The organism is Petroclostridium xylanilyticum (genome assembly GCF_002252565.1).
Classification (GTDB): domain Bacteria; phylum Bacillota; class Clostridia; order SK-Y3; family SK-Y3; genus Petroclostridium; species Petroclostridium xylanilyticum.
Genome location: NZ_NPML01000007.1, coordinates 313729 through 331192, shown reverse-complemented (window position 1 = coordinate 331192; position 17464 = coordinate 313729). Strand labels below are relative to the sequence as shown.

The 17464-nt window shown below is 36.2% G+C and carries 18 protein-coding genes; 17 read left to right on the top strand and 1 reads right to left on the bottom strand.

Features of this window, described 5'->3' with window-relative positions:
* The first annotated feature begins 243 nt into the window (after positions 1–243).
* From rimP to CIB29_RS04830, 14 genes are all read left to right on the top strand, one after another.
* A complete protein-coding gene (rimP, locus tag CIB29_RS04895; RefSeq protein ID WP_094547354.1) occupies positions 244–705 on the top strand; it encodes a ribosome maturation factor RimP in 462 nt (153 codons plus the stop codon).
* A 238-nt stretch (positions 706–943) separates the two neighbouring features.
* Entirely contained in the window at positions 944–1981 is a 1038-nt protein-coding gene (gene nusA / locus CIB29_RS04890; RefSeq protein WP_094547352.1) for a transcription termination factor NusA, read from the top strand.
* 53 nt (positions 1982–2034) lie between these two features.
* Complete coding sequence (rnpM, locus tag CIB29_RS04885) at positions 2035–2310, top strand: RNase P modulator RnpM (RefSeq protein ID WP_094547351.1); 276 nt, start codon at positions 2035–2037, stop codon at positions 2308–2310.
* The gene (locus CIB29_RS04880) at positions 2303–2623 is read left to right on the top strand and encodes a L7Ae/L30e/S12e/Gadd45 family ribosomal protein (RefSeq protein WP_094547349.1); all 321 of its coding nucleotides are present in this window, start codon (positions 2303–2305) and stop codon (positions 2621–2623) included. Before rnpM ends, CIB29_RS04880 begins: the two co-directional genes overlap by 8 nt.
* Before the next feature lies 1 nt (position 2624).
* Positions 2625–4889: a translation initiation factor IF-2 gene (gene infB / locus CIB29_RS04875; RefSeq protein ID WP_094547347.1), complete on the top strand. Its 2265-nt coding sequence runs from the start codon at positions 2625–2627 to the stop codon at positions 4887–4889.
* Positions 4890–4971: 82 nt separating this feature from the next.
* A complete protein-coding gene (gene rbfA, locus CIB29_RS04870; RefSeq protein WP_094547345.1) occupies positions 4972–5355 on the top strand; it encodes a 30S ribosome-binding factor RbfA in 384 nt (127 codons plus the stop codon).
* Positions 5333–6307 (top strand): DHH family phosphoesterase, encoded by a 975-nt coding sequence (locus CIB29_RS04865; protein WP_094547343.1) that lies wholly within the window; start codon positions 5333–5335, stop codon positions 6305–6307. The genes rbfA and CIB29_RS04865 overlap by 23 nt, the downstream gene beginning before the upstream one ends.
* Complete coding sequence (truB, locus tag CIB29_RS04860; protein ID WP_094547341.1) at positions 6307–7215, top strand: tRNA pseudouridine(55) synthase TruB; 909 nt, start codon at positions 6307–6309, stop codon at positions 7213–7215. Before CIB29_RS04865 ends, truB begins: the two co-directional genes overlap by 1 nt.
* Positions 7216–7225: 10 nt before the next feature.
* Positions 7226–8185: a bifunctional riboflavin kinase/FAD synthetase gene (locus CIB29_RS04855; RefSeq protein ID WP_094547339.1), complete on the top strand. Its 960-nt coding sequence runs from the start codon at positions 7226–7228 to the stop codon at positions 8183–8185.
* 103 nt (positions 8186–8288) lie between these two features.
* On the top strand, positions 8289–8552 hold the full coding sequence (gene rpsO / locus CIB29_RS04850) for a 30S ribosomal protein S15 (protein WP_094547337.1): 264 nt from the start codon (positions 8289–8291) through the stop codon (positions 8550–8552).
* 244 nt (positions 8553–8796) lie between these two features.
* A complete protein-coding gene (locus CIB29_RS04845; protein ID WP_094547335.1) occupies positions 8797–10896 on the top strand; it encodes a polyribonucleotide nucleotidyltransferase in 2100 nt (699 codons plus the stop codon).
* A gap of 196 nt (positions 10897–11092) precedes the next feature.
* A complete protein-coding gene (locus CIB29_RS04840; protein ID WP_094547333.1) occupies positions 11093–12349 on the top strand; it encodes a M16 family metallopeptidase in 1257 nt (418 codons plus the stop codon).
* 126 nt (positions 12350–12475) lie between these two features.
* Entirely contained in the window at positions 12476–13351 is an 876-nt protein-coding gene (gene dpsA / locus CIB29_RS04835; RefSeq protein WP_094547331.1) for a dipicolinate synthase subunit DpsA, read from the top strand.
* Between the two features lie 2 nt (positions 13352–13353).
* Positions 13354–13944, top strand: coding sequence for a dipicolinate synthase subunit B (locus tag CIB29_RS04830; RefSeq protein WP_094547329.1), 591 nt, complete (start codon positions 13354–13356; stop codon positions 13942–13944).
* A 189-nt stretch (positions 13945–14133) separates the two neighbouring features.
* Here the strand turns inward: CIB29_RS04830 and metA are convergent, their stop codons facing one another.
* Positions 14134–15051 (bottom strand): homoserine O-acetyltransferase MetA, encoded by a 918-nt coding sequence (metA, locus tag CIB29_RS04825; protein WP_094547327.1) that lies wholly within the window; start codon positions 15049–15051, stop codon positions 14134–14136.
* A 243-nt stretch (positions 15052–15294) separates the two neighbouring features.
* On the opposite strand from metA, the gene CIB29_RS04820 reads away from it, so the two are divergent.
* The 3 genes from CIB29_RS04820 to CIB29_RS04810 all read left to right on the top strand — a co-directional run bounded on the left by CIB29_RS04820 (position 15295) and on the right by CIB29_RS04810 (position 17464).
* Positions 15295–16050: a ClpP family protease gene (locus CIB29_RS04820; RefSeq protein WP_094547652.1), complete on the top strand. Its 756-nt coding sequence runs from the start codon at positions 15295–15297 to the stop codon at positions 16048–16050.
* A 55-nt stretch (positions 16051–16105) separates the two neighbouring features.
* Positions 16106–16321, top strand: coding sequence for a YlzJ-like family protein (locus CIB29_RS04815; protein WP_157910207.1), 216 nt, complete (start codon positions 16106–16108; stop codon positions 16319–16321).
* Between the two features lie 306 nt (positions 16322–16627).
* A complete protein-coding gene (locus CIB29_RS04810) occupies positions 16628–17464 on the top strand; it encodes an undecaprenyl-diphosphate phosphatase (RefSeq protein ID WP_094547324.1) in 837 nt (278 codons plus the stop codon).

The following is a 17464-nucleotide window of genomic DNA, read 5'->3' as shown; positions in this document are numbered from 1 at the left end:
TGTATAATATAATAGGTTATATAGGCGTTAAGTTAAGGAATGTTTTAGTAAATAATAGCACAACTTAACGACTATAATAGATTGTAAATACTTCAATTGTATCGCAAGTGTGGAAAATAAATTATATATTTATAGAGAATAATACAGTTGAAGATTAAGATTGATATGAGCATATTCATTATAATTATTGCTTAATCTCAATCTTAATTTTGACCAGAAATTGTAAGAAAGGTGGGAACATAATTGCCCAAATTAAGAGTTGAGGACATTGTTTATAACTTGGCGGAGCCTATCGCCCAAAAGAACAATTGTGAAGTTGTAGATGTGGAGTTTAAAAAAGAAGGTGCTAATTGGTTTTTAAGGGTGTTTATTGATAAAGAAGATGGAGTCACGTTAGACGATTGTGAAGCTGTAAGTAAGGAAATAAGTGATGAATTGGACAGGGTGGACCCTATAGAGCAGAGCTATTATTTGGAAGTTTCATCACCCGGCCTTGACAGACCGCTAAAGAAAGAAAAAGATTTTCTAAAGTTCATAGGTCATAAAATTGAGATAAAACTATATCAGGCCATAAACGGGACAAAAATGTTGTCAGGCACATTAGAAGCTTATAACAATGGCAATATAACTGTTAGACTTGATGAAGGAAACATAATTGAAATAGATAAAGAAAAAATTGCTTTAGTGAGATTAGCCGTCTTATAAGTAACCAACTTTAAAACTAAATATTTAGATATTAAAGTTGGTTACTTTCATCGATAACTATATAGTTCACTGTTAACAGTTCACAGCAGCAAACGATTTAATAGCCTTTACTGTGAACCGTGAACTTATTGGCTTTATCTGCCATGTAAAATCATTATCAGTAAGTATATACATTAATTTATGTTTAACTTTAATATTGGTTATCGATATAAAAAAACTTAATAGGGGAGGAATGAAAATGAATGCTGAATTCATTGGGGCATTGGAACAAATAGCCAAAGAAAAACATATAAGTACAGAAGTATTGATTGATGCCATTGAGGCTGCACTTATTTCTGCTTACAAGAGGAATTTTGGTTCATCTCAAAATGTGTCGGTAGTGATTGATAGGATTTCAGGTGAAGTCAGGGTATATGCCAAGAAAAAAGTTGTTGAAGAAGTACAAAATGATTTGGTGGAAATAAGCCTTGAAGATGCGCGTAGCATTAGTAAAAAATATGATATATCCGATATTGTTGAAATTGAAGTTACACCCAAAAAATTTGGGAGAATAGCCGCACAAACTGCTAAGCAAGTTGTAGTACAACGTATAAGGGAAGCTGAAAGAGGAATAATTTATGATGAATTTTTCAGCAAACAAAATGATATTGTAACAGGAATTGTGCAGCGGATTGAAAAGAAAAATGTGATAGTCGAAATGGGAAAAATTGAGGCTATACTTGCACCGAACGAACAAGTTCCTGGAGAGGTATATAATTTCAATGACAGGATTAAAGTTTATGTTATTGAAGTGAAAAAGACTACTAAAGGGCCACAAGTTCTCATTTCCAGAACCCACCCGGGGTTGGTAAAAAGACTTTTTGAAAAGGAAGTTCCGGAAATATATGATGGCATTGTTGTAATTAAAAGTATTTCAAGAGAGCCCGGTTCCAGGACAAAAATTGCAGTCCACTCTGTTGACCCTAATGTTGACCCGGTGGGAGCTTGCGTGGGACAGAAAGGTAATAGGGTTCAAGTAATTGTAGATGAATTAAGAGGTGAAAAAATAGATATTATAAAGTGGAGCTCTGATCCTGCAGAATATATTGCAGCCAGTTTAAGTCCTGCCAAGGTATTAAAAGTGGAAGTAAATGAGGCTGAAAAATCGGCAAAAGTTGTGGTGCCTGACTATCAATTATCTCTGGCTATTGGTAAAGAAGGACAAAATGCCAGGTTAGCAGCAAAATTGACAGGCTGGAAAATTGATATAAAAAGCGAGTCACAGGATAATGTTTAGACGGGTGAGCACCATCATATATGGAATTATGTACTATTTCAGGAGGTGACGGTATGCAAAAACAAAAAAAAATACCTCTTCGAATGTGTTTAGGGTGTCAGGAGATGAAACCCAAAAAAGAACTTATAAGAGTAGTAAAGAATCAGGCAGGTGAAATTTCCATAGATTTTAAAGGAAAAAAACCCGGACGGGGGGCTTATATATGTAATAATATCGAATGCTTTAGAAAAGCCCGTAAAGGTAAAAAGTTTGAAAAAGCTTTTTCACAAGCTATAGACGATCAAATCTATCAGCAAATTGAAGAAGAATTGGAGACACAAGATGAATGATAAATTGTACTCGATGATTGGTTTGGCGCAAAAAGCCGGGAAGGTGGCTTCCGGGGAAGAGAGTTGTGAAAAGGACATAAAGGCTGGCAAAAGCATGTTAATTATCATCGCAGAAGACAGTTCTGCTAATACCAAAAAGAAGTTTTCAAATATGTGTACGTATAGAAATATACCGTTTTTCGAGTTTGGTACAAAAGAACTGTTAGGAAAATTTACAGGTAAAGACTATCGTGCTGTCTTGTCAATCAGGGATATTAATTTTGCAAAATCAATTAAAAGTGTATATGATCGAAAGCTAAGCGGGGGTGAATAATTTGTCTAAACCTAGAGTTTATGAAGTTGCAAAAGATTTGAATATTACCAGTAAGAACATCATCGATGAACTGCATAATTTTGACGTAGAGATTAAAAATCATATGAGTACGCTGGACGATTTAGACATTGATATTATTTTGGAAATCCTTACACAACAAAATGATGAAAGTAATAAGCAAGATTTAAATCAAAAGCAGGAAAAGAAGAGCGAACCGCGTACCAATGAAAACGTCGCTAAAGATCATCATAAAGCTGTAGATAACAGAAATGCAGAGCAAATGAGGGAAAGCAATCCTAAAAACAAGGTGAAAGGAAGGTATTTTGATACACGTCCAACCACTGTAGATTTAGATAAGCTGGACACTGAAAGAATTGAAGAATTGGTTCCTGATAGGGTTAAAGACCAGGGAAAGCAGAAACAAAAAATTAAAAAAGGATTTGGAAAGGTCAAGAAAGACAAACCTTCAGATGAAAATTTAACTAAACTTCAGACGAAACCTCAAAAATCCAAAAAAGAGGCTGTTGAAATAGCTATTCCTGATGAAATAACTGTTGGAGATTTGGCGCAAAAACTAAAAGTACCTGCGGCTGAAGTAATAAAGAAGTTGATGACACTTGGCATCATGGCAGCAGTTAATCAGACAATCGATTTTGATACGGCTTCACTAGTTGCAGAGGATCTTGGCGCTAAAGTTGAAAAAGAGGTTATCGTAACTGAAGAAGATAGGTTATTTAACGATGTGCAGGACGATCCGGCAAAGCTGAAGCCGCGTTCTCCCGTAGTTGTTGTAATGGGACATGTTGACCATGGTAAAACCTCTTTGCTTGATGCCATAAGACAAACCAATGTTACTGCTACCGAAGCTGGGGGTATTACACAGCATATAGGCGCTTACCGGGTGAAAATTCATGATAAAGAAATAACGTTCCTGGATACACCGGGACATGAAGCGTTCACTGCAATGAGGGCAAGGGGTGCCCAGGTTACCGACATTGCGATACTTGTGGTTGCGGCCGATGATGGAATTATGCCCCAAACAGTTGAAGCAATTAACCATGCAAAAGCAGCAAATGTGAGCATCATTGTTGCAATTAACAAGATGGATAAAGAAGGTGCAAATGCTGACAGGGTTAAGCAGGAGCTGACAGAGTACGGTTTGGTACCTGAAGAGTGGGGAGGCGACACCATTTGTGTTCCTGTTTCTGCATTGAAAAAAGAAGGAATTGATCATTTGTTGGAGATGATACTTCTTGTGGCAGAAATGCAAGAGCTTAAGGCAAATCCGGATAGACTGGCTAAAGGTACGGTTATTGAAGCTCAGTTGGATAAAGGAAGGGGACCTGTTGCAACAGTATTGGTTCAAAACGGTACGTTAAAAGTTGGTGATATAATCGTAGCAGGAACGGCTGTAGGTAGAGTTAGAGCAATGATGGACGATAAAGGGCAAAGGGTAAAAAAAGCCGGGCCATCAATGCCTGTTGAGATACTTGGTCTGTCCGAGGTGCCTGATGGCGGTGATATTTTCTATGCAGTAGAGGATGAGAAAAAGGCTCGCGAAGTAGTTCAAAAAAGAAAAGAAAAAATTAAGGAAGAACAATTCAAGGCACACCAGAAAGTGTCTCTGGATGATCTGTTTAACCAAATTAAGGAAGGACAGGTTAAAGATCTTAATATTATTATCAAGGCAGATGTTCAAGGCTCGGTAGAAGCAGTTAGACAATCGTTGGAAAAATTAAGCAATAATGAGGTAAGAATTAGAACAATCCATGGCGGTGTTGGCGCTATTACAGAGTCAGATGTCATGTTGGCTTCTGCATCTAATGCGATTATTATTGGATTCAATGTCCGCCCTGATTCGGGAGCAAGAGCTTCTGCCGAACAGCAAGATGTAGAAATCAGGTTGTATAGAATTATCTATAATGCTATAGAAGATATGGAAGCAGCGATGAAGGGTATGCTGGAACCTAAGTATAAAGAAGTTATTATTGGCCATGCCGAGGTGAGAGCTACTTTCAAAGTGTCTGGAGTCGGTACGATAGCAGGATGTTATGTAACCGACGGTAAAATCAACAGACATTCAGAAGTAAGAGTTGTAAGGGACGGCATTGTCGTACATGAAGGCACACTTGCTTCTTTGAAGAGATTTAAAGATGATGCCAGAGAAGTTGCTGCCGGTTATGAGTGTGGTATAGGTATAGATAAGTTCAACGATATTAAAGAGGGCGATATAATAGAATGTTTTGTGATGGAAGAAGTTAAGTAGAATTGAGAATTGACAATTGAGAATTGCGAATTATAATGCGAATTATAAATTGTTGATTGTTTGGTGCGGGAAGGTGAAAGAAATGTCATTTAATAGGATTGATAGAATTAGTGAAGAAATCAAGAAAGAACTCAGTGAGATTATTCGAGAATTAAAGGATCCCCGAATTCCGGAAATGACCAGTGTGGTATTGGTGGATGTTACCAGGGATTTAAGATATGCAAAGGCCTATATCAGCGTAATGGGTGATAAAGAACAACAGAATAATGCCATTGCCGGTTTAAAAAGTGCCGCTGGATTTATTAGAAAAGAGGTAGGTAAAAGAGTTCAGCTGAGATATATTCCTGAATTTACATTTATACTTGATGAGTCTATTGAACATGGAGCACATATTGCTAAATTACTCCATAATATTTCAACAGCAGAAGGAGAATCAGTTGAACATGACACTAAATCAACTGGCTGAAATAATAAAATCAAGGTCCAATATTGCAATCCTCCCTCATGTTAATCCTGATGGGGATTGCATAGGGTCTTCTTTTGCGCTGCAGTTAGCATTGCAAAAGTTACAAAAAGATTCGATAGTTATTGTAGAAGAAGACATTCCTCAAGTTTATTCGTTTTTGGCAGGTAAATATGCAAAGTTAAACGAAATACCTTCTGGCCTAGTGTTTGACACCGTTATATGCCTTGATTGCGGTGATGAGCGTCGTCTGAATGACCGCCTTTATTTGTTTGAAAGCGCGCAAACAACGGTAAATGTTGACCATCATATTAGTAATACGAAATTTGCTCAATTCAACTATGTCGATACTTACTCATCTGCTACAGGAGAGATTATTTACGATTTATTGAGTATATTAGGTGTGACGATAGATAAGGATATTGCGGCCAATCTTTATGTAGCAATTTCCACCGATACCGGGGGCTTTAGATATGGTAATACCACCTCCAGGACGCACCATATTGCTGCTGCATTTCTGGATACGGGAATTGATATTGCTGAAATTAATAGAAGAGTATTTGATACGGTTTCTATGGCAAGGTTAAAGCTTGTGGCACAAGCAATTAATAATATCGAGTTTTATGAGGATGGAAAAATAGCATTAATCGCTTTATCCTATGAACTGATTCAAAAGATGGGGATCACTGATGAAGAAGGTGATGGTCTTTCCAGTCTTCCACGGACTATTGAGGGCGTAGAAGTAGGATTGTTACTCAAAGAAAAAGCGCCGGGAGAAGTAAAGGTCAGTTTTCGTTCCAACCAGTATGTTGATGTATCAAAGGTAGCAGCTTCTTTTGGAGGTGGAGGCCATAAAAGAGCAAGCGGTTGTACATTGAATATGGATATGATGGCAGCAAAAAAACAAATTTTAGAGGCTGTAAAATTGGCTGTTATACAAGGGGTTGAAGAGTAGTGGACGGAGTTATAAACATTCTTAAACCCAGTGGGATGACCTCCCATGATGTAGTCAGTTTCATCAGAAAATGTACTCATATAAAAAAAGTAGGACATACCGGCACCCTGGATCCAGGTGCTGCAGGTGTTTTACCTATATGTATTGGTAAAGCAACCAAGGTTGCTGATATGTTATCCGGACAGGACAAGCAGTACCGGGCTGAATTAAAGTTAGGAATTACAACCGATACACAGGATAGTTTCGGGCAAATCATCAGTGAGCAAAAGGTTATTATTTCCAGGGAAATAATAGAGGAATCGGTTTACAGTTTTAAAGGAACAATTGAGCAAGTGCCGCCTATGTATTCTGCCATTAAGGTAAAAGGTCAGAAGCTGTATGAACTGGCTAGAAAAGGTGTGGAAGTCAAAAGAGAACCACGGCAGATAAAAATATATGACATAAAGGTTCTCAATATTGATTTTGATAACAATACTGTTCTTTTAGATGTACAATGCTCCAAAGGAACCTATATCAGGACTCTGTGTTTTGATATTGGGGAAAAGATAGGCTGTGGAGCCCATATGTCGTTCCTTTTAAGAACTAGAAGTGGAAATTTCACTCTTGACCAGGCAATAACGATAGAAGAGCTGGAACGATGTGCCAAAGAAAATAAATTAAATAATTTATTAACGCCTGTTGATAAATTATTTTGTGATTTTCCTTTTATTACTGTAAATTCTAACGTTGAAAAGAAGATTGTTAACGGTAATCAAGTATCAGTTGATTTAATAGAAAACAAAAGTGGTTTAAGAAAAGGGACGATTTGCAGGATTTATAACGGGAGAGGTGTTTTTTTGTGCCTGTCACAAGTGGTCCAAAAATTAGATAATGGGCTTTATCTTAAGCTGTTAAAAAGTTTCTTTTGAGGTGGAATAGATGAGGGTTGTATTTTCAAGGGATATAAATAGTATAGAGACATCTCAGGGAATAGGTATAGCCTTGGGTAACTTTGATGGCTTGCACTTGGGCCATATGGAATTAGTGAATAGGACTATGCGTATATGCAAGGATAGAAATCTAAGGTCAATGGTTTATACCTTCAATGATCATCCTGAAAACATTATAGCAGGCAAAGTAGTTACACCTCTAATAACCTCTAATGAAATGAAAGCAGATATATTAAGGCATTATGATTTAGATTATTTATATTTTGAAGAGTTTAACGAATTTTTTATGAAAATGGATCCTGAGGCTTTCGTCAAGAAAATTTTAGTGGAAAAATTCAATGTTAAAGCTGTAATCGTTGGATTTGATTACCGGTTTGGACATAAAGGTGCTGGGGATATACAATTACTTACAATAATGGCACAAGAATACGGTTTTTATCTTGATATTGTACAGCCGGTGAAGTTGGGAGATGTAATTGTCAGCAGCAGCATCATCAGAAAGCTAATAAGGGAAGGCGATGTAGAGCAGGCTTCCAAATTTATGAACAGGTTATATACTATTTCCGGAAAGGTAGTAAGGGGAAAGAAACTTGGAAATACGATAGGTTTTCCTACTATTAATTTAATTCCGGATGATAATTTGGTTCTTCCATCAAAAGGCGTATATATTACCAATGCAGTTATAGATAACCATATATTTTATAGTGTAACAAACGTTGGAGAAAATCCTACATTTCAGGAAAAAGGAATAAAAATTGAAACCTATATTTTAAATTTTGAAGGTAACCTATATGGTAGTAATGTATCAATTCGATTTATAAAAAAAATAAGAGATGAAAAGAAATTTAATAGTATTAGTGAGTTAACAAACCAGATTGCAAGAGATGTTGAATACGCTAATAAATATTTTAGCAGTAAAGGTATTTACAATAAAATTAATATGTGTTAGAATACTTGATGTTACAGGTATGATTAACCTGAAGCCAGGATGTGGGAGTCACCTACCCATTTCTTAGCTGTGGGGGATTTTTATTGAGGAGGTGAATGATATCATGTTAAAAGAGGTAAAACAATCCATTATTGATACTTATAAACTTCATGAGAATGATACCGGTTCTCCAGAGGTTCAGATTGCTTTGCTTACAGAAAGAATTAACCATCTAAATGAGCACCTTAACGTGCACAGAAAAGACCACCACTCAAGAAGAGGTCTTTTAAAAATGGTTGGTCAGCGTAGAGGCTTGTTAAACTATTTGGCAAAGAGGGATATCGAAAGATACCGTAATATTGTTGAAAAATTGAACTTAAGAAGGTAATGATAAATGAGCGGCGTTTACCGCTCATTTATTGTATATTCATTCAGTATAATAAGCCGAATGTGTGAAAATAATACTATTGTATTTTGCTTGTACTTTTGTAGCTATTAGTAGTTAGCCATTAGATTTATACTTTAGCAGCTGCTGCTAAAGTATAAATCTAAGTGCTAAAAACTAGTAGCTACTCCGATGTAATATATTCTTAATAGTTCTTACGTAAGACAAACAAGGAGGTAATACTATAATGCATAGAACTTTCAGCATGAATTTGGCAGGAAGGCAGCTTACTATAGAAACAGGTAAATTAGCTCAATTGGCAAATGGTTCAGTATTGGTACGTTATGGTGATACAGTAGTTTTAGTAACAGCTACCGCGGCTGATAAACCAAGAGAAGGTATAGATTTTTTTCCTCTTAGTGTAGATTATGAAGAGAGGCTTTATGCAGTAGGAAAAATACCGGGCAGTTTTATGAAAAGAGAAGGAAAGCCCACTGAAAAAGCGATATTGACTTCAAGGGTAATCGACAGGCCTATTCGTCCTCTATTCCCAAAAGATTTTAGAAATGATGTAGCTGTGGTAGCTACAGTTCTTTCTGTAGAGCAGGATAACTCGCCGGAAATTGCAGCTATGATTGGTGCATCTGCAGCATTATCTATTTCTGATATACCTTTTAACGGGCCTATTGGAGGTGTTTTGGTAGGGTTAGTAGATGGACAATTTATTATCAACCCTACGGTTCAACAAAGGGAGAAGAGCATACTCAACCTCACCGTAGCAGGATCACGGGACAAGGTAGTAATGATAGAAGCTGGTGCAAAAGAGGTTCCAGAAGATGTAATGCTTGAAGCCATTATGTTTGGCCATGAGGAAATCAAAAAAATATGCAATTTTATTGATGAGATTGTCAAAGAAATAGGTAAGTCCAAATTTGAATATCAGTCATTTGAGGTTGATGAGACGCTTTATAATGACATAAAGGAATATGCTTATGAAAAGATTCAAGCGGCTTTAGATACCGATGACAAAAAAACCAGGGAAGAAAATCTTAAAGTAGTATACGATGACGTATTCGAGCATTTTGCTGAGAAATACCCGGATATGCAGATGCAAATGGGAGAAGCACTGTACAAACTTCAAAAATATACTGTAAGAAGATGGATATTGGATGAGGGCAAGCGGCCGGATGGCAGAGGAATGACAGAGATAAGGCCTCTGGCTGCTGAAGTCGGTCTGCTTCCCAGAACCCATGGGTCCGGACTGTTTACAAGAGGACAAACGCAGGTGCTTACTGTTGCAACCTTAGGTGCAATGGGAGATGTGCAATTGCTCGATGGGTTAGAAGAAGAAGAAACCAAGAGGTACATGCATCACTATAATTTCCCATCTTTTAGCGTGGGTGAAACCAAACCATCAAGAGGTCCGGGCAGAAGAGAAATAGGACATGGTGCCTTGGCAGAAAGAGCTTTGGAACCTGTTATCCCAAGTGAAGAAGAATTTCCTTATGCAATTAGGCTGGTTTCAGAAGTATTAAGTTCCAACGGTTCAACTTCACAAGGCAGTGTTTGTGGCAGTACATTGGCACTGATGGATGCCGGTGTGCCTATTAAAGCTCCGGTAGCAGGTATTTCGGTGGGATTGGTTACTGAAGGAGACAGGTTTATTACTATGACCGATATACAGGGGCTGGAAGACTTTTTTGGAGACATGGATTTCAAGGTAGCCGGGACCAAAAAAGGAATCACTGCCATACAGATGGACATTAAGATAGACGGGCTTACCCGTGAGATAATTGAACAGGCTTTAAAACAAACAAGAGAGGCCAGGATATATATTCTGGATGAAGTGATGTTGAAAGCAATAGATAAACCAAGGGCAGAGTTGTCACCCTATGCCCCAAAAATAATGACTACAACCATTGACCCTGAAAAGATTAGAGAAGTTATTGGTCCGGGCGGAAAGATTATACAAAAGATCATTGCCGATACGGGAGTTAAAATTGATATTGAAGATGACGGACGGGTATTTATAGCAACTACTGATGCAGCAGCCGGGCAGAAAGCTTTAAGGATTATAGAAGGAATTGCGAAAGATGTGGAAGTAGGACAGGTTTACCTGGGCAAAGTGGCAAGAATAATGAACTTTGGTGCTTTTGTCGAATTCCTTCCCGGAAAAGAAGGCTTGGTACATATTTCAAAATTAGATAGAAAGCGTGTTGAAAAAGTTGAAGACGTAGTAAATGTGGGAGATGAAATTCTGGTAAAAGTTGTAGAGATTGATAAACAAGGCAGAATTAATCTTTCCAGGAAAGATGCCCTACCTGAGTTAGATGAAGAAAATAAGTAAAAGGCTTCATTATTTTAAGGCTTATCTGAAGCCTTTTTTATTTTTAGGAGTTACACAAAATGGCAGTTGCATATAATAGCTATATACCTTATAATTACATTAGATTTTTATCAAATTGTTATCATTGTGCTGCGTAGTAAATTGAATATATGGAATACTTATAAAGTATATTTTAATATAGGTACTGGGAGGATTTATGTATAAACTGCATACGTTAAAAAATGGTGTTAGAGTAGTATCGGAGTATATTCCTTACGTGAGGTCTGTATCGCTGGGTATTTGGATAGGCACCGGATCAAGAAGTGAAAGTAAAAAAAACAATGGTATTTCTCATTTTATAGAACACATGCTGTTCAAAGGAACTGTTAATAGAACTGCTAAAGATATTGCTGAAAGTATTGATTGTATAGGTGGACAACTTAATGCTTTTACGGGGAAGGAGTATACCTGTTTTTATACCAAGACGCTGGACACCCACCTGGATATTGCTATCGATGTATTATCAGATATGTTATTTAATTCTAAGATAGATCAAAATGATATTGATATAGAAAGAAAAGTTATTTTAGAAGAAATTAATATGTATGAAGATTCTCCTGAAGAATTAGTACATGATATTTTATCTGAGGTTATATGGGCAGGAAACCCGTTAGGTTATCCTATTTTAGGAACCGGAGAATCTTTAAATCAAATCAATAGAGAAGAAATACTGAGTTATATGCGTGACAACTACACGCCAGCCAATACGGTTATTGCAATTGCCGGAAATTTTGACTATGAAAAAACAATGGATTTAATAAGCAATAAGTTTGAGAAGTGGAAAGTAGAAAATAATAAACAAAGTGTTTATTCAGAAACTAAATTTAATAATGATATTATTTTTAGATTTAAGGATACGGAACAGGCTCATATCTGCATTGGTTTTCAGGGAATAGAACAGGGAGATGACAGTATTTATGACCTGCTGGTTATAAACAATATATTTGGTGGTGGTATGAGCTCGAGATTATTTCAAAAGATAAGAGAAGAAAAGGGGCTGGCATATTCTGTATATTCCTACCCTTCATCTTATCAGAAAGCAGGCCTGTTTACTATATATGCGGGTATGAATCCGTCACAAATAAGTGAAGTAGTAAAATTAATCTTTGAGGAAATTAATCTGCTAAATAAAAATAAAATAGCGGAAGAAGAGTTAATCAAAGCAAAGGAACAGCTGAAGGGCAACTATATATTAGGGTTAGAAAGTACCAGCAGTAGAATGAATAGTATTGGGAAGTCGGAGTTGCTATTAAGGAAAATTAGGACTCCTGATGAAATTCTGGATAGAATTAATTTAATAACGGTTGAAACTGTAAGCAATATGATAGATAGGATATTTAGCAATAAAAATATTAGTATTTCAGTAGTTGGTACAATTGATGAAAATTTAGACCTTAAAAAATTAATTATATAAAAAAGTGATAGTCTGATGGGACTATCACTTTTTTTATCTTAAAAGTTAAACAAGCACTATTAATTTATTAAGTACATACAATGTATTAGGTTAAGTAATTATATAAGAAATTACGGAGGTGACCTTATGAAAAACGGAAAAAGCTTTGCAATTATAGGTGGAGATCTACGTCAAATAAAGATGGCAAATGGACTAGCAAAAGATGGATACGGCGTTAAGATTTTTGGCTTTAGTGATATAGAATTCCATAAAGATATTATACAAGCTAATAATATTCAAGAAGCGGTTAGTGGTGTAGATGTGATCGTTGCTCCTCTACCATGTTCCCTTGACAACGAAACAGTGAATGCTCCTTTTTATAATGAAAGGATATATTTTAACGACTTATTTAAACAAATGTTAAGAAACCAACTTTTTGTCGGAGGAAAAATAAGTGAAAAAATTAATAATCTTGCGAAAGTATATAATATCTATGTCATAGATTATTTTGAAAGAGAGGAATTAACTGTATTAAATGCTATACCTACTGCTGAAGGAGCAATACAAATTGCTATGGAAGAGCTGCCAATTACATTACATAATAGCAACTGTTTGGTTTTAGGCTTTGGCCGTATAGGAAAGATTCTTTCCAAAATGCTTGTGGGCATTGGGGCCAATGTTACCGTGGAAGCGAGAAAATATGAAGATTTAGCTTGGATAAAGAGCTATGGCTATACTGGAGTCCATTTAAATAAGCTAGGGGAAATCATAGGGAACTATGATGTTATTTTTAACACTATTCCAAGCGTAATTTTAAACACTGAAATACTTTCAAAAATAAAAAAGGATTGTCTGGTAATTGATTTAGCATCAAAACCAGGAGGAGTTGATTTTGATATGGCTAGAGATATGGGGATCAAAACCATATGGGCATTATCTTTGCCGGGCAAAGTTGCTCCGGATACTGCAGGGGATATTATTAAAGATACAATATTTAATATTATTGATGAATTGGGGGTGTAGAAATGGATATAAAAGGGTTAACAATAGGCTTTGCCTTAACAGGGTCCTTTTGTACTTTTACAAAGGTAATACCCGAAGTGGCGAACCTTGTAAAAGAAGGTGTAAAAGTGATCCCAATCATGTCAGAAAATGCATATTCCATAGATACAAGATTTGGAAAAGCCCAAGATTTTGTACAGCAATTAGAGGAAATCACAGGAAACCAGGTTATTAGCAGTATAAGTGCTGCTGAACCCATAGGTCCTAAAGCATTGTTAGATGCTCTAATTATTGCACCGTGTACAGGTAATACACTTTCCAAATTGGCTAATGCTGTAACCGATACATCTGTAACGATGGCAGCAAAAGCTCATCTGAGGAATCTAAGGCCGGTAATTATTGCAGTTTCGACGAATGATGGACTGGGGGCAAATGCAAAGAATATTGGTTTACTGTTAAATACCAAGAATATCTATCTTGTTCCTTTCCAGCAGGATGACCCGGTTCATAAGTATAATTCACTGATTGCAAAAATGAGCCTGATTATTCCTACTTTGAAAAAAGCACTGGACGGAGAACAGATTCAGCCGATTATATTAGGTACGGATGAGTAATAAGAAAATAGCTTGCGTAAAAACTACGTACAAAGGTGCATTGTTTTACCCGTAGAGTTTCGAGGTATAGAACTTCTAAGGCTTGTGTCAGGCAGGCGCAACCTCGCTTCGCTCAAACAGTGCGCCTGCATATCTCACTGCGCCAGGAAGTTCTAATACCTCTCCACAATTGCGTTTTTACAACAGTCATCATGCAATCTCATTTAAATCATAAGGTGTTTCCTGATATACATAGTAATTTAGCCAGTTTGAGAATAACAGGTTTGCATGTCCTCTCCATTTTACTATTGGAGGCTTTGTAGGGTCATCATTTAAAAAATAGTTTTTTGGGATTGCAATATTAAGACCTTTATTAATATCGCGTTCATACTCTCCTTTTAGAGTTAAAGGATCATATTCTGAATGTCCGGTTACAAAAATCTGGCGGCCGTCGTTTGTTGCAACGATATAAATCCCTGCAGCTTCTGACTCTGATAAAATCTCCAGTTTAGGAATTTTCTCAATATCTTCCCGCCGGATTTCTGTATGCCTTGAATGTGGAGCAAAAAACTCATCATCAAAACCCCGGAGGAGTTTTACATTTTTTTTGTTGACAGTATGAGGAAATACGCCAAACATCTTTTCATCCAGCGGGTATTTAGGTATTTTAAAGTGATAATAAAGTCCTGCCTGAGCTGCCCAACAAATATGAAATGTCGAAGTAACATTATGCACTGACCATTCCATAATTTGTTTTAATTCTTCCCAGTAATCCACTTCTTCAAATTCAAGGTGCTCAACAGGGGCACCTGTTATGACCATTCCATCAAATTTCTGGTTTTTGATATCCTCAAAAGTTTTGTAAAAAGTAATTAAATGTTCTTCAGAAGTGTTTTTAGCTTTGTATGTTTTTGTATGTAGCAACTCTATTTCCACCTGGAGGGGAGAATTTCCAAGTAGACGAAGCAGTTGTGTTTCTGTAGCAATTTTTGTCGGCATCAAATTTAAGATAACAATCCTGAGCGGCCGGATATCCTGATGAACAGCACGTTTTTCAGTCATTACAAAAATATTTTCATTGTTAAGAGTTTCTACTGCCGGCAGGCTATCTGGTATTTTTATTGGCATATGAATTACTCCTTTTTGGTTTTTAAGAATAATATGCATTCAGTATAACAGATATAAACCTCTTTTACAATCGGCAAAATATATTGGGTGTGATTAATATAATTTAAAAATTCAGAGCGGAAGAATATTTTAAAGTACCGATTTGTATACTAATAGTAGTTGCTATATAGATTTATATTAAAGCTTGACAGGAGTGAAAAAATGTTTGATGGAGCAAATGAGAATAAAATAACTTTTATTAAGATGAACGATGATAAGGAAAAAAAAGTTGAAGATGACAAAGAAAATATCGAAAGTATAAAAGAATTTGGTGCATCCAAAGTTAGAAGCTCCAGAGGCAATATTCATTGTTTAACCATTATCGGGCAAATAGAAGGTCATATTACACTTCCGCCACAAAATAAGACTACAAAATATGAACATGTTATTCCTCAACTGATAGCTATTGAAGAAAATGAAGAAATTGACGGATTGCTGGTAATTCTAAATACAGTAGGCGGAGATGTTGAAGCAGGACTTGCAATTGCAGAAATGATTGCAAGTATGAAGAAACCTACTGTTTCACTAGTACTGGGAGGAGGGCATAGCATCGGAGTACCACTGGCAGTTGCAGCAAAACACTCTTTTATTGCGCCTTCTGCTACAATGACAATCCATCCTATAAGAATGACAGGGTTGGTAATTGGAGTTTCACAGACCTTTGAATATTTTGATAGAATGCAAGAGAGAGTAGTGCAGTTTGTTACGAGAAATTCAGGAATATCCAGGGAAAAGTTTAGAGAGCTTATGCTGAAAACAGGAGAACTGGCAAATGATGTAGGGACAGTTCTATTTGGGGAAGATGCGGTGAAAAATGGTTTGATAGACCAACTGGGAGGAGTATCCGATGCGCTTAATAAATTATATGAGATGATTGAAAAAAAGAAAGAGAGCCAAAAAACTAATAGTACTAATATGCAGAAAGACGATAGTAATGTTCAAAAAGATAAAACTGAGTGACAAAAGGGTTTGCGAGTCTTCAAAATCACTAAAAACTAAAAAGGGGAGGAAAAAAGTGATCATTCATTCAATTATCCCGCATGAAATTATATTTGCACAACAAAGGGAAGAGGCTGTAACAACGCAGTATATTATTGTTAAGGGAGAACTTCTGGAGGTTACCCCGCTTTCCTCAAACCAATATAGAGTAAACCGTATTATCAGCACTTGTCTAAAACCCTACTTAGAGCCTCAATTCCAGCCTGGAGCTATCATAGAATATAATATATAGTTCACAGTTAACAGTTCTCAGTTTACAGTAGTAAACGATTTAATAGCTTTTACCGTGAACCGTGAACTGTGAACCATAAACCGTGAACCGTAAACTTATTGACTTTATCTGCCATGTAAAATCATTATCAGTAAATATATAATAAGTATGAAAATATTGGGGAGGGGACAGCGAAAAACAAAGAATAAATATTCGTTTGCCGTTGCGATTATAACAAATGATGTGGTATTATTTAAGATGTTAGCGGTATATTTGCTGGCATCTTTTGTATTTTTTGATTTATAATATAATGTAAGGGGCGTTGTTATGAATACATTTGTTGCAATCATACTGGGGATTGTACAGGGGTTGACTGAATTTTTACCAGTTAGCAGTTCAGGGCATCTGGTAATTTTTCAAGAATTATTCGGTATGAATGAACTTGAACAAAGTCATTTACTGTTTGATACCTTGCTTCATTTTGGAACTTTGCTATCTATTTGCTTGGTATATAGCAAAGACATATATCATTTGATAAAAGAGTTTTTTGAGATGATGGCAGATATTCCTAAAGGTAATATAAATATTAATTCATCACCTTACAGAAGAATGGTCATGCTTCTTATTACTGCAACTATTCCAGCAGTAATAATAGGTTTTCTTTTTAAAGATGCCTTTGAGACTATGTTTAAGTCTATCCGGGTAGTAGGATTTACGCTGTTATTTACCGGATTTTTATTGTGGATTACCAGTAAATTAATTCCTGGATCTAAAGATGAAAAAAATGTAAAATACTCCAATGCCTTTGTGATAGGCTTGTTTCAAAGTCTTGCCATAACACCGGGAATTTCCCGTTCCGGCTCAACAATAGTAGGTGCATTATTGAATGGTCTTAAAAAAGAATTTGCCGTAAAGTTTTCTTTTTTAATGTCTATTCCTGCCATTCTGGGAGCAGCAGTATTACAGGTACCGGATTTAATGAAGCAAGGGTTCAATAGCACTGATGTATTTTCTTATACTGCAGGAACTTTGGCAGCAGCAATTACAGGATTTATAGCAATTAAGTTTTTAATTAACCTGCTGAACAGGGGAAAGTTCTATTTATTTTCATATTACTGCTGGACAGTAGGTATATTTATCATTATTTACAGCTTGTTAAAATAG

What these genes read in the sequence shown, in the direction of transcription:
- dpsA (WP_094547331.1), top strand. Translation starts at nt 12,476, where the DNA reads ATGAAAAACGGAAAAAGCTTTGCAATTATAGGTGGAGATCTACGTCAA.
- CIB29_RS04880 (WP_094547349.1), top strand. Translation starts at nt 2,303, where the DNA reads ATGAATGATAAATTGTACTCGATGATTGGTTTGGCGCAAAAAGCCGGG.
- metA (WP_094547327.1), bottom strand. Translation starts at nt 15,051, where the DNA reads ATGCCAATAAAAATACCAGATAGCCTGCCGGCAGTAGAAACTCTTAAC.
- CIB29_RS04810 (WP_094547324.1), top strand. Translation starts at nt 16,628, where the DNA reads ATGAATACATTTGTTGCAATCATACTGGGGATTGTACAGGGGTTGACT.
- CIB29_RS04855 (WP_094547339.1), top strand. Translation starts at nt 7,226, where the DNA reads ATGAGGGTTGTATTTTCAAGGGATATAAATAGTATAGAGACATCTCAG.
- CIB29_RS04865 (WP_094547343.1), top strand. Translation starts at nt 5,333, where the DNA reads ATGACACTAAATCAACTGGCTGAAATAATAAAATCAAGGTCCAATATT.
- rpsO (WP_094547337.1), top strand. Translation starts at nt 8,289, where the DNA reads ATGTTAAAAGAGGTAAAACAATCCATTATTGATACTTATAAACTTCAT.
- nusA (WP_094547352.1), top strand. Translation starts at nt 944, where the DNA reads ATGAATGCTGAATTCATTGGGGCATTGGAACAAATAGCCAAAGAAAAA.
- CIB29_RS04820 (WP_094547652.1), top strand. Translation starts at nt 15,295, where the DNA reads ATGAACGATGATAAGGAAAAAAAAGTTGAAGATGACAAAGAAAATATC.
- CIB29_RS04840 (WP_094547333.1), top strand. Translation starts at nt 11,093, where the DNA reads ATGTATAAACTGCATACGTTAAAAAATGGTGTTAGAGTAGTATCGGAG.
- CIB29_RS04845 (WP_094547335.1), top strand. Translation starts at nt 8,797, where the DNA reads ATGCATAGAACTTTCAGCATGAATTTGGCAGGAAGGCAGCTTACTATA.
- rnpM (WP_094547351.1), top strand. Translation starts at nt 2,035, where the DNA reads ATGCAAAAACAAAAAAAAATACCTCTTCGAATGTGTTTAGGGTGTCAG.
- rbfA (WP_094547345.1), top strand. Translation starts at nt 4,972, where the DNA reads ATGTCATTTAATAGGATTGATAGAATTAGTGAAGAAATCAAGAAAGAA.
- CIB29_RS04830 (WP_094547329.1), top strand. Translation starts at nt 13,354, where the DNA reads ATGGATATAAAAGGGTTAACAATAGGCTTTGCCTTAACAGGGTCCTTT.